At 70.9% G+C, this 12,748-nt stretch carries 7 protein-coding genes; 6 read left to right on the top strand and 1 reads right to left on the bottom strand.

Annotation, left to right across the window (positions count from 1 at the left end; translation table 11 throughout):
* The first annotated feature begins 3 nt into the window (after positions 1 to 3).
* The 4 genes from ACLZOT_RS12155 to ACLZOT_RS12140 all read left to right on the top strand — a co-directional run bounded on the left by ACLZOT_RS12155 (position 4) and on the right by ACLZOT_RS12140 (position 6,108).
* On the top strand, positions 4 to 1,050 hold the full coding sequence (locus tag ACLZOT_RS12155) for a maleylacetate reductase (RefSeq protein WP_416969060.1): 1,047 nt from the start codon (positions 4 to 6) through the stop codon (positions 1,048 to 1,050).
* A gap of 134 nt (positions 1,051 to 1,184) precedes the next feature.
* Entirely contained in the window at positions 1,185 to 2,099 is a 915-nt protein-coding gene (locus ACLZOT_RS12150) for a YceI family protein (RefSeq protein WP_416968830.1), read from the top strand.
* Positions 2,100 to 2,215: 116 nt separating this feature from the next.
* Positions 2,216 to 3,853: a helix-turn-helix domain-containing protein gene (locus ACLZOT_RS12145; protein ID WP_416968829.1), complete on the top strand. Its 1,638-nt coding sequence runs from the start codon at positions 2,216 to 2,218 to the stop codon at positions 3,851 to 3,853.
* 221 nt (positions 3,854 to 4,074) lie between these two features.
* The gene (locus ACLZOT_RS12140; RefSeq protein WP_416969059.1) at positions 4,075 to 6,108 is read left to right on the top strand and encodes a discoidin domain-containing protein; all 2,034 of its coding nucleotides are present in this window, start codon (positions 4,075 to 4,077) and stop codon (positions 6,106 to 6,108) included.
* 78 nt (positions 6,109 to 6,186) lie between these two features.
* Here the strand turns inward: ACLZOT_RS12140 and ACLZOT_RS12135 are convergent, their stop codons facing one another.
* Positions 6,187 to 9,834, bottom strand: a complete 3,648-nt coding sequence (locus ACLZOT_RS12135) for an SdrD B-like domain-containing protein (RefSeq protein WP_416968828.1) — start codon at positions 9,832 to 9,834, stop codon at positions 6,187 to 6,189.
* A 155-nt stretch (positions 9,835 to 9,989) separates the two neighbouring features.
* Here ACLZOT_RS12135 and ACLZOT_RS12130 point away from each other — a divergent pair, with 155 nt between their 5' ends.
* Together ACLZOT_RS12130 and ACLZOT_RS12125 are read left to right on the top strand one after the other, a co-directional pair.
* The gene (locus ACLZOT_RS12130; RefSeq protein WP_416968827.1) at positions 9,990 to 10,250 is read left to right on the top strand and encodes a hypothetical protein; all 261 of its coding nucleotides are present in this window, start codon (positions 9,990 to 9,992) and stop codon (positions 10,248 to 10,250) included.
* A gap of 214 nt (positions 10,251 to 10,464) precedes the next feature.
* Positions 10,465 to 12,735: a M4 family metallopeptidase gene (locus tag ACLZOT_RS12125; RefSeq protein WP_416968826.1), complete on the top strand. Its 2,271-nt coding sequence runs from the start codon at positions 10,465 to 10,467 to the stop codon at positions 12,733 to 12,735.
* Positions 12,736 to 12,748 lie beyond the last annotated feature (13 nt).

Genomic DNA, 12,748 nt, shown 5'->3' with positions numbered 1-12,748 from the left:
GACATGCCGGGGTCGCGGGTCGTCCTGCGGCCCGGGGCGTCGCTGAGCGCCGTGCCCGGGGAGGTCGAACGGCTGGGCCTGAAACGGGTGCTGGTGGTGAGCGGCCCGCGCGGCGCGGAGGTCGCGGAGGGGGTCGCGCGGGCGCTCGGACCGGTGTGCGTGGGGGTGCACGCACAGGCCCGCATGCACGTACCCGTCGAAGTCGCCGAGCACGCCGTCCAGTTGGCCGCCTCGCTCGGCGCCGACGGCTGCGTGGCCGTCGGCGGGGGCTCGGCCATCGGCCTCGGCAAGGCCCTCGCCCTGCGCGCCGGCCTGCCGCTGCTCGCCGTCCCGACGACGTACTCCGGCTCCGAGATGACCCCCGTCTGGGGACTCACCGCGGACGGCGTGAAACGCACCGGGCGCGATACGGCGGTCCTGCCGCGCAGCGTCGTGTACGACCCGGAGCTGACCGTCGGCATGCCGGTGGGCCTCTCGGTGACGAGCGGGATGAACGCGATCGCACATGCCGCCGAAGGGCTGTACTCGCCCGGGGTGTCCCCGCTGCTCCAGCTGATGGCCGAGGAGGGAGTCCGGGCCATGGCCGGCGCCCTCCCCGAACTCGCCGCGGAGCCCGGCGACCTGGCGGCCAGGGGGCAGGCCCTGTACGGGGCCTGGCTGTGCGGGTCGGTGCTGGGGGCGACCGCCATGGGCCTGCATCACCGGCTGGCGCACGTGCTCGGCGGGAGCTTCGGCCTGCCGCACGCCGAGACGCACACGGTGCTGCTGCCGTACGTCCTCGCCTACAACTCCTCCGCCGCACCGGACGCGTTGAGACGGCTGGGACGGGCGCTGGGGTCGCAGGACCCGGTGGGGGCGCTGCGGGAGCTGTGCGGCCGGCTCGGGGCACCCGGATCGCTGGGTGAACTCGGGCTGACCGAGGGGGACTTGGGGCGCGCGGCGGAGCTGGCCGCGGGGACGGCCGTATCCCATCCGCGCGAGGTCACGGCGGACGGCGTACGGGGGGTGCTGCGCGACGCGTTCGAGGGGCGGGAGCCACAAGGGCGGTGAGGCGGGACCGAGGGGCCAGGGGACCCCTCGACAGCCGTACAGGCGACCGGCGTTCGCCGGTTCACGCCCGCCCGACCGCGAGTCCCCGACCGGACTCGCGGACCATATTCAGGAACTCAGGAAGGTGACACAACATGGCCCTCGGACTGCTCCGGCGCCGACGGGACAAGAGCGCGGCGGCCGACACCGCCGGGCTGCGGCTGGCCCTGCCCGCGGGCGCGGGCTCGGTCGGGTGGACGGTCGTCGACCCCGTGGACCAGCCCATGGGCGCGGTCGAGGTGACGATCACCGCGCTCGACACGCACCAGGTGGCGGCGCGCGGCATCACGGACCCGTACGGGTTCTTCGTCGCCGTCCTGCCTCCCGGCCGCTACAGCATGCTGGCCATCGCGGAAGGGCTGAACCCGCACCGGGAGACCGTCGACGTCGTCGGCGGCCACAGCCCCGCGCCCGGCCTGGTCCGGCTCCAGCCGGCCCGCCAGCTCCCGCTGCCGCCGCCCGGCGGCTGGGCGTTCGACCCGCCGCACACCGCGATCCGCTTCATCGCCAAACACGTCGGCATGGCCCACGTCCACGGCCGCTTCGAACGGTTCGAGGGCGCGATACGCGTCGCCCCGGACATGAGCGACTCCAGCGTCCACGTCCGCATCCACGCCGACAGCATCAACACGGGCAACAACACCCGTGACAACCACCTGCGTTCGGCGGACTTCCTGGACGTCGAGCGCTATCCGTACGTCGACTTCCAGAGCACCCGCTTCGGCTACCGGGGCGGCACCAAGTGGACCCTCCAGGGCACCCTCACGATGCACGGCGTGAGCCGCTCCGTCTCCCTCGACACGACCTACCTCGGCACGGTCAACGGCGGCTACGGCGAGGAACTGCGCTGCGCCGCCCTCGCCACGGCGGAACTCCACCGCGAGGACTACACCCTCAACTGGCGCTCCATGCTGGCCCGGGGCATCGCGGTGGTCGGCCCCACGGTCCAGCTGGAGCTGGACGTCCAGGCGATGTACCGCTCACCGGACATGCCGACTCCTCCGGAGTGACGGGCACGTGGTGGGCTCGCCCGGCACAGGGCGGGCCCACCACGCACGGGTCCGCCGGCCCTCTGCGGCAGTACTATTCGTTGCCTCTTCAACCGTCCCGATACGGTGAGGGAGCCATGACGACCGCAGAGCACCTCCCGCCCCTGATCCGACTCCGCCATGCCCGGGAACGCTTCCTGGCGGGCGGCCCCCTGCCCGAGGGGCTCCCGGAGGAGGTCGTCTCGGCCTGGCGCCGGGCCCGTTTTCACGGGGTGCGGCAGGACGAGGCGGGGGAGGAGCCGCAGGCCGTGGCCGCCGCGCCGGTGCTGGAGGCGGCCCGGCCCGTGCTGGAGCGGCTGGCCGGCGCGCTGGACGGACGTACGGCGCTGGTACTCACGGACGCGCGCCTGCGGGTGCTGTGGACCGGCGGCGTCCATCCGGCCGCGCGGGCGCGCGCGGATCTGTCGGAGGAGCGCGTGGGGCCCAACAGCGCCGCCCTCGCCCTGCGTACGGGCCGCCGCGCCGAGGTCCACGGCCCCGAACACTTCCTGGACGACTGGCAGGACACGTCCGCCGTCAGCGCGCCCGTCCGCGTACCGGGCGCCATCCGTCCGGCCGGCACGGTCACCGTCACCACGCCCCTGTGCGAGGGCTGCCGGGCCCGGCTCCCCGGCGTCGACCGGGCCTCGGCCCACTTCCGCGCGGGCCACCTCCCCGGCGCCCTGGCGGAAGCGGCGGCCGCCGCGATAGAGGCCGAACTCCTCGCCCGATCCGCCGCCCCCGAACGCCTCCTCCTCGACGCCTACCTCGCCGCCCGTACCGGCGACCGCCCGGTGGCGGCGTTCGGCGGGCACAGCCGGCTGGTCGACGACCTGGCCGCCCGCGCCCTCACCCCCGAGGACCTGCACCGCCTGGAGCGGGCCGCCCTCAAGGACCCCGAGGCCCGGCACCTCACCCTGGCCGGAAGGAGCGTCGACCTCACCCCCGTACGACAGGGCGAGGCGACCGTCGGCGTGGTCGCCGTCCTGCACCCGGCCCCCGTCCGGGGCGGCACCGAACCCTGCCGCACCCGCCCCCCGCTGCTCGTCACCGGCGAACGGGGCACCGGCAAGACCGCCCTCGCCCGCGAACTCGCCCCGCACGCACGGACGGTGGACGCGGCGGAAGGCGAACTCGGCGACATCATGAAAGACCTGACGCAAGGTCACCCCCTGATCCTCCGCCACGCCGAACGCCTGGCCCCACCGGACACCGCCACCCTCAACTCCCTCCTGGACGCCCACCCCACGGCCCCGCTGTACGTCACCTACACCCCCGGCACCCCGCCCGGCCCCTGTCTCCAGCGCCTCCTGGACGTCCTGGCGGCCCGCACGATCACCCTCCCCGCGCTGCGCGAACGCCCGGAGGACATAGCGGAGTTGCTGAAGACCCTCGCCCCGAAACCCCCAGCGGGACACCCCCCGCTGACCTGGTCCCTGGACGCCCTGCGCGCGCTGGAACGCCACCCCTGGCCGGGCAACCTCACCGAACTCGCGCACGTCGTCCACGCGTTGGCGCAGGGCCGCCGCCTCACGGGCCCGGTCCGCAAGGCCGAACTCCCCGACGCCGTCAGGGAAGGCCCCGCCCACCGCCCCCTCAGCCCGATGGAGGACGCCGAACGCACGGCGATCCTCCAGGCGTTGAAACGGCACGGCGGGAACAAGGCGCGCACCGCCTCGGCGCTCGGCATCGGGCGGGCAACTCTCTACAGGAAGCTGAGGAGTTACCGAGGGTAGCTGGCGAACTCCCGGTGCCCGGAAGCGATTCCGACCGGTCGGTCTTTCCCGAGTCTTGACTCGGCGGTAACTCCACCCCGATCCTCATCCATGAAGATCTTGCGACGGTCATGACAATCCCATGGACTCCCGTGGAACTCCCGTGGAACGGCGAGGGGAACGCCGCACACCCCGGCTCATCGACCGCGCGCCCCCGCCGACCCGAGGGACCGCCCATGACCATGGCCAGACGCAGACGCGTCACCCTGCTCACCCTCCTGCTCTTCCTCCTCACCACTGCCCTGGTCCCGACCCCGAGTTCGGCCGCCACGGACTGGTGGACCCCGACGGCCCGCCCCACCCTGGACGCGCAGGTCAACGTCACCGGTGAGCCGTTCACCGGTACCAACGCGGCCGGAGAGGTGCGCGGCTTCGTCGACGCCCACAACCACCTCTTCTCCAACGAGGCGTTCGGCGGCCGGCTGATCTGCGGCAAGGTCTTCTCCGAGGCGGGCGTCGCCGACGCCCTCAAGGACTGCCCCGAGCACTACCCGGACGGCACCCTCGCGATCTTCGACTACATCACCCACGGCGGCGACGGCAAGCACGACCCCACCGGCTGGCCCACCTTCAAGGACTGGCCCGCCTACGACTCGATGACCCACCAGGCCAACTACTACGCCTGGATCGAGCGCGCCTGGCGCGGCGGCCAGCGCGTCCTGGTCAACGACCTCGTCACCAACGGCGTGATCTGCTCGGTCTACTTCTTCAAGGACCGCTCCTGCGACGAGATGACGTCGATCCGCCTCCAGGCGAAGCTGACGTACGACCTCCAGGCGTACATCGACAAGCAGTACGGCGGCACCGGCAAGGGCTGGTTCCGCATCGTCACCGACAGCGAGCAGGCCCGCAAGGTCATCGAACAGGGCAAGCTGGCCGTCATCCTGGGCGTCGAGACGTCCGAACCGTTCGGCTGCAAGCAGGTCCTCGACATCGCCCAGTGCTCGAAGGCCGACATCGACAAGGGCCTCGACGAGCTGTACGCGCTCGGCGTGCGCTCCATGTTCCTGTGCCACAAGTTCGACAACGCCCTGTGCGGCGTCCGCTTCGACGAGGGCGGCCTCGGCACCGCCATCAACGTCGGCCAGTTCCTGTCCACCGGCACCTTCTGGCAGACCGAGAAGTGCACCACCGCGATGCACGACAACCCCATCGGCGGCGCCGCCTCCACCGCCGAGCAGGAGCTGCCGGACGGCGTCGAGGTGCCCGACTACGTGGCCGACGCCCAGTGCAACAAACGGGGGTTGACCGAACTCGGCGAGTACGCCGTACGCGGCATGATGCAGCGCAAGATGATGCTGGAGATCGACCACATGAGCGTCAAGGCCACCGGCCGGGTGCTCGACATGTTCGAGGCCGCGTCCTACCCCGGTGTCCTGTCCTCGCACAGCTGGATGGACCTCAACTGGACCGAGCGCGTCTACTCGCTGGGCGGTTTCGTCGCCCAGTACATGCACGGCTCCGAGGAGTTCGTGAAGGAGGCCGCCCGCACGGACGCGCTGCGCGAGAAGTACGGCGTCGGCTACGGCTACGGCACCGACTTCAACGGCGTCGGCTCGCACCCCGGTCCGCGCGGGGAGACGGCGACGAAGGTGACGTACCCCTTCACCAGCGTCGACGGCGGCTCCGTCATCGACCGGCAGACCAGCGGGCAGCGCACCTTCGACATCAACACCGACGGCGCCGCGCACGCCGGGATGATCCCCGACTGGATCGAGGACATCCGCAAGGCCGGCGGCCAGGACGCGGTCGGCGACCTGTTCCGGGGCGCCGAGTCCTACCTCGGCACCTGGGGCGCCACCGAGGACCACCGGGCGGGCGTCAACCTCGCCCGGACCGGCACCGCGAGCGCCAGCACCTCGGAGTCCAACCCGTTCACCAGCTACCAGCCCGGCCGGGCGAACGACGGCGACAACTCCACGCGCTGGGCCAGCGACTGGAGCGACGCGCAGTCCTGGCAGGTCGACCTCGGTGCCACGCAGTTGGTGGGCCGGGTGACGCTGGACTGGGAGCGGGCGTACGGCAAGGCGTACCGCATCGAGGTCTCCTCGGACGGCACCAACTGGCGTACGGCGTGGTCGACCTCGGCCGGTGACGGCGGCCTCGACACGGCCCGCTTCGCGGCGACCCCGGCGCGGTACGTACGCGTCCAGGGCGTGCAGCGGGGGACCGAGTGGGGGTACTCGCTCCACGAAGTCGGCGTGTACAGCGGTTAGTTGACGAAACGTCAGGGCCGTGCACCCCGCGATGGGGTGCACGGCCCTTGCCGTCGGCCGAAAAGGCCGGCTAGGGGATCAGCACTTCTTCCCCTTGCACGGCTCCCCGCGCGGAATCGGGATCTTGATGACCAACCCGTTGTTCTTCACGGTGAGTTGGTACGTCTTGGTCGTCGGGTTCGACGGCATGTCGTAGCCCTCGGGGACGTCCTTGACGACCGCGTAGTACGTGCCGGGCGGCAGCGGCCCGAAGAAGCACTTGCCGTTGCCCGGCGTCGAGCAGTCACCGACGAGCGTCTTCTTGCCGCCCACGTTCTTCCACAGCTGGACGACCGTACTGCCCAGCGGCGCCCCGGTCTTGGCGTCGACCGTCTGGACCGTCAACCCCAACTCCTTGACCAGACCGGCGTCGAGAGTGAGGTTCGCCCGGTTGCCGGGGCCCAGGGTGACCGGGCCGGAGCAGCCGGTCTTCTGGTTCACGACCGAGTCGTTGCCGACCCCGCCCGCGTTCGGCTTCGTCCACTGGTAGCCGTTCGGCTTGACGAAGCACACCTTGTACGAGCCGTCGGGCAGGTCGTCGAAGAGGTACTTGCCCTGCGCGTCGGTCTTGGTGGTCCTCAGCGTCTTGCCGGTCGTCGGGTCGACGAGCTTCACGGTCACCCCGGGGGCGGGCTTCTCGCCCTTGTCCTGGATCCCGTTGGCGTTGTCGTCGTACCAGACGTAGTCGCCCAGCTTGTTGAGCGGCGTGAGCCCCGCGTCCAGCGTGAGGTCCGTCCGGTTCAGGGGCCCGAGCGTGACCGGCGCCGAGCACCCGGTCTTCGGGTCCACGACCGAGTCGTTGCCGGAGACTCCGGCGTTCTGCTTCGTGAACTGGTAGCCGTCCGGGGCCGTGAAGCAGACCTTGTACGAGCCGTCGGGCAGGTCGTCGAAGAGGTACTTGCCGTCACTGCCGGTCGTCGTGGTCTTGACCGTCTTCCCGGTCGTCGCGTCGATCAGCTCGACCGGGACCCCGGGGGCCGGTTTCTCGCCCGGGTCCTGGATGCCGTTGCCGTTCTCGTCGTACCAGACGTAGTCGCCGACCTTGTTGAGCGGGGTGAGGCCCGCGTCCAGGGTGAGGTCGGAGCGGTTGGCCGGGCCGAGGGTGACCTCGGGGGAGCAGCCGGTCGACGGGTCGACGACCGAGTCGTCACCGGCGGCCCCGGCGTTCTGCTTGGTCCACTGGTAGCCGGCCGGCTTGTCGAAGCAGACCTTGTACTTGCCGTCGGGGAGTTCGTCGAAGAGGTACTTGCCGTCGGTGCCGGTCGTCGTGGTCTTGACGGTCCGACCGGTCGCGGGGTCGATCAGCTTGACGGTGATCCCGGGGGCCGGTTTCTCGCCCGGGTCCTGGATGCCGTTGCCGTTCTCGTCGTACCAGACGTAGTCGCCCAGCTTGTTGAGCGGGGTGAGGCCCGCGTCGACGTCGTGGTTCGTGTAGCCGGGGTCACCGACGGCGACCGTCGTCTTCCCGGCGCTGTCCGGCTTGGAGTTGATGTGGGTGTCGCTGCCCGCGTTCGCCTTGGTGAACTGGAGGTCCTTGGGGGCGGGGGTGCCGGGCAGGCCCGAGGTGTCGGCGTTCGCGTGGTCGAAGGTGACGTCGTACGCCGTGTTCGGCTCCAGGCCCTGCGGGGTGCCGATGTAGTACTCGCCGTTCGCGTCGGTCGTCGCGGTGAGCGTCTTGCCGTCGGGGGCCTTCAGGGTGACGACGACGCCCGGGATCGGCGGCTCGGACGGGTCCTGGATGCCGTCGCCGTTCGTGTCGTACCAGACCCGGTTGCCGATCTGGACCGGCGGCGGGGTGCCGATCAGCTCCAGGTCGGCGAGGCCGTTGCCCTTGCCGAACAGGTTCGAGCGGTCCGCCCAGGTCGACTTGATCATCAGGTTGCCGATGATCGTGCCGCTGTCGTCGGCCCGCTTCCTGGTCGTGGGGACCGAGCCGTCCGCGACCCACTCGCGCACACCCTGCTCGAACGCCTGGTTCGTCCACGGGTCGAACGCCGTCGTCCACAGCTTCTTGCGGTACGGCTGGAGCGCGATCCCGCCCTCGGTGATCTGGTCGTGGTTGGCGTCGGCCAGGACGGTCGTGTCGTCGTAGAACTCGCCGCCGCCCGGACCCTGCTGGTCGTTCGGCATGCTGCCGGTGAACGAGCCGCAGGAGCCGTTGTTCTCCAGGGTGTACGTCGTCCCCGACACGCACGACCGCAGCACGTCACCGGCGGCCACCGAGATGACCTGGGTGGCCGTCGAGCCGTAGGGGTGCGTGAAGTTGCCCTGCATGTCGGCGAAGCGGTCGCGGAAGCCCATCACCAGGTCGCCGTTGTCGGCGATCTCGATGTTGGACAGCATCGGCTGCGGCGCGGAGACGAAGTTGTGCTGCTCCGGGGCGGGAACCCGCTCGTTCCACGCCTCCCAGTCGGCGCTCATCTTGCCGCCGACCACCGTCGTGTCGTCGCAGCGGTACGCCGTGGTCGGCGTGCCCGTGAAGCGGTAGGCGCAGCCTCGGTCGAAGCCCAGTGCGTAGGAGGTCAGTTCGTTGAACGAGCCGCCCTTGAACTCGAAGACGTGCGCGCTCAGCTTCGACGGGTCGCCCCACTCCAGCGTCGGCGTGACGGTCGTCTCGGCGCCACAGACCCCGCCGACCAGCACGCGCTTCCCGCGCACGCCGATGCCGTACGGGTGCCAGTCGCCTTCGCACGAGGACGGCTTCGGGATGGCGTACGAAGCCTGCGCGCCGGGCGTCACACCGTCGCCGGTGCCGCTGATCGGCACGCTGTACAGCTTGGAGTCGTTGAGGTTGACGGCGTACAGCGTCTTGCCGTCCCCGGAGACGTCGACGTCGCCGAGGCCCTCGCGGCCGACCTTGCTGTAGATGGCGTCGTCGCTGAGGTAGCTGTTCGCGGAGTCGTGCGCGGTGAGGGCGCCGGGCAGGGTGGTGAACGTCGTCACCGCCTTGCTGGTGTCGTTGTACCGGTAGATCGCGTTGACGGCGCCCGCCGGGCCGTACTCGGTGTGCCGCTTGACCGACGTGCCCATGAAGACGTTGCCGGAGCGGTCGGTGCCGATACCGAAGACGGCCTGCTGCTGCGTGTTGTCGGTGAGCTGGGTGACCGTGCCGCCGGGTGAGGTGCTTCCGAGGTTGCCGTCGAACTGCATCAGGCCCTGGAAGCCGGTCGCGTCACCCTTGGCCAGCCCCGCCGTGACCAGCGTCGGGGTCTCCGGGTAGTACACGTCCGGCTCCCAGAAGCCGGTGGTGTACGTGACGTCCGTGCCGCCGGAGACGTCCACGAAGCCGGTGTTCGAGCGGATCACGGAGGCGCCCGTGCCGAGGCCCGCGACCGCCGGCTGGTAGGTCGTCGTGTCGGGGTTCTTCACCTCGATCCGGTACTTGCCGCCGGTCAGCGCCGAGGACGCCGGGGTGAAGGCCGCGACGCCGTCCGAGCCGGTCGTCGCGGTCAGCTTCTGCCCCGCGTCGTCCGTCAGCGTGACGGTCACGCCCGCCATCCCGGGCTCCAGGGCGCTGTCGTACGCGCCGTCGGCGTCCACCTCGGTGACGACCCGTACGGTCACCGTGCCGTCGCCGGAGCCCTGGGAAGCCGCTCGGGCGACGGGTGCGCCGGCCGTGCACACGGCCAGCACGAGGCCGACGGCGATCCGCCGCCGGACCCGTCTCCGCAGTGTTTCCTTGCGCATGCTGCTCCTAGTCTCATGGAGAACCACTCACCCCATATAGCCATATAAGGTTCACATATGATCAATTCGGACGGCTTGGGGTCGGGCATCGGAGTGACCGTCACCGGAAGGCCGCCGCAGGGGCGTTGTCAGTGCCGGGTGGCAGGCTGATGACCATGGACGAGACGGAGTTCATGCGGGGCAGGGTCTACGGCGCGGCCCACGAGGACGCGGGCCCCCGGCCGGGCAGGCGTTACGCCGAACTGGTGGGCGGCCCGCTGGACGGCCTGCTGCTGGACGTGACGGAACGGCGGGAGGGGCCGGGGGAAGTGGTGCTGGCCACGGAGATAGGGCGGTACGGCGCGGGCGGGCGGGCGGTGTACGTGGGTGACGGGCGGCGGCTGGAGTGGCGGGGGGATGTTCCCGGGGTGGGGTGAGTCCGAAAACTCGCTCTTGAAAGTCCGAACTCCCAGTAAGCAAGGGTCAGTTCAAGCCGTTGACTTGATGCACTCATGACAATCGATGGCACCCGGTGTCAGTCTTCTGTCTCGCGTTCACCGTTTCTTCACGTACGCATCAGGCGACACCCCCCACCTGCGTTCCGTCCGCCACGGCCTCTCGACCAGGGGCCGACCGCAGAAGGAGAACCCCTTGCCTCGGCGACCCCGCCTTCTCCCCCGGCGCAGACGCGCTGCTCTCCTCGCCCTCACCGCCGCCGGCGCCCTGCTGGCCGTCGGCACCCAGACCGGCGGCGCGACGGCCGCGCCCGACGCCGGGGCCCAGCGCATCAGCGCGACCCCCCGCGCAGGCGCCGCCCAGCTCACCCTGACGCCCGCTCAGCGCACGAGCCTCCTCAAGAGCGCCACCGCCTCGGCCGCGACCACCGCCCGCAGCCTCGCCCTCGGCGGCCAGGAGAAACTCGTCGTCCGCGACGTCATCAAGGACGCCGACGGCACCGTCCACACCCGCTACGAGCGCACCTACGCGGGCCTGCCCGTCCTCGGCGGCGACCTCGTCGTGCACACCGCGACCAGCGGCCGTACGACGACGACCAAGGCGAACGGCGCGACGATCGCCGTGCCCTCGACCACCCCGAAGCTCTCCGCCGCGGCCGCAGCCGGGAAGGCGCTCGGCGCCGCGAAGAACGCCGACGTCGCCAAGGGCGAGACCGAGAAGGCGCCCCGCCTCGTCGTCTGGGCGGGTGACGGCAAGCCCGTCCTCGCCTGGGAGACCACCGTCCACGGCACGCAGGCCGACGGCACCCCGAGCGAGCTGCGCGTCGTCACCGACGCCGCCTCCGGCAAGCAGCTCCTCGCCGAGGAAGAGGTCCACACCGGCACCGGCACCGGCCAGTACAACGGCTCGGTCCCGGTCGGCTCGACCCTGTCCGGCTCGACGTACCAGCTCGTCGACGGCGAGCGCGCCGGACACCGCACCTACGACCTCAACCAGGGCACCTCCGGCACCGGCACCCTCTTCACCGACGCCGACGACGTCTGGGGCAACGGCCTGCCCAGCAACCGGCAGACCGCCGGCGTCGACGTCGCGTTCGGCGCGGCGGCCACCTGGGACTACTACAAAGAGGTCTTCGGCCGCAACGGCATACGCAACGACGGCGTCGCCGCCTACAGCCGCGCCCACTACGGCAGCTCCTACGTCAACGCGTTCTGGCAGGACTCCTGCTTCTGCATGACGTACGGCGACGGCTCCGGCAACAACAACCCGCTCACCTCGCTCGACGTCGCCGCCCACGAGATGACCCACGGCGTCACCGCGGCCACCGCCAACCTCACCTACTCCGGTGAGTCCGGCGGCCTCAACGAGGCGACCTCCGACATCTTCGCCGCCGCCGTCGAGTTCTACGAGAACCTCCCGGCCGACCCCGGTGACTACCTCGTCGGCGAGAAGATCAACATCAACGGCGACGGCACCCCGCTGCGCTACATGGACAAGCCCTCCAAGGACGGCTCCTCCTACGACAACTGGAGCTCCTCCCTCGGCGGCGTCGACGTCCACTACTCCTCGGGCCCGGCCAACCACTTCTTCTACCTGCTGAGCGAGGGCAGCGGCGCCAAGACCATCAACGGCGTCTCCTACGACAGCCCGACCTCCGACGGCAAGCCGGTCACCGGCATCGGCATCCAGAACGCCGCGAAGATCTGGTACCGCGCGCTGACGACGTACATGACGTCCTCCACCAACTACGCGGGCGCGCGCGCCGCCACCCTGTCGGCCGCCACCGACCTCTTCGGCGCCTACAGCCCGACCTACCTGGCCGTCGCCGACGCCTGGGCCGGCATCAACGTCGGCAGCCGGATCGCCCTCGGCGTCAACGTCGCGCCGATCTCCGCGCAGGTATCCGGCGTCGGGCAGGCCGTCTCCCTCCAGGTCGACGCCTACACCACCAACACCGGCTCCGCGCTCACCTACGAGGCCACCGGGCTGCCCGACGGGCTCTCCATCAGCCCCTCCGGCCTGATCTCCGGCACCCCGACGACCCTCGGGACCAGCGACGTCACCGTCAAGGTCACCGACGCGACCGGCGCCTCCGTCTCCCAGACGTTCAGCTGGCGCATCGCCAACATCTACGCCAGCTCCACTCGCGTCGACATCCCCGACAACGGGGCCGCCGTCGAGTCGCCCGTCACCATCACCGGCCGCACCGGCAACGCCTCCGCGACCACCGAGGTGTACGTCAACATCGTCCACACCTACCGGGGTGACCTGACCGTCGACCTCGTCGCACCCGACGGCACGGTCTACTCCCTGCTCAACCGCGCGGGCGGCTCCGCGGACAACGTCGACCAGACGTTCACCGTCAACGCCTCCTCCGAGACGATCAACGGAACCTGGAAGCTGCGGGTCCAGGACCGGGCGTCGATCGACACCGGCTACATCCAGCGGTGGCAGATCACGCCGTGACGCTCTTGATGTG

The sequence above is a fragment of the Streptomyces sp. 4F14 genome (assembly GCF_048159485.1).
Taxonomy (GTDB): domain Bacteria; phylum Actinomycetota; class Actinomycetes; order Streptomycetales; family Streptomycetaceae; genus Streptomyces.
This window is presented reverse-complemented; position numbering and strand designations above follow the sequence as displayed.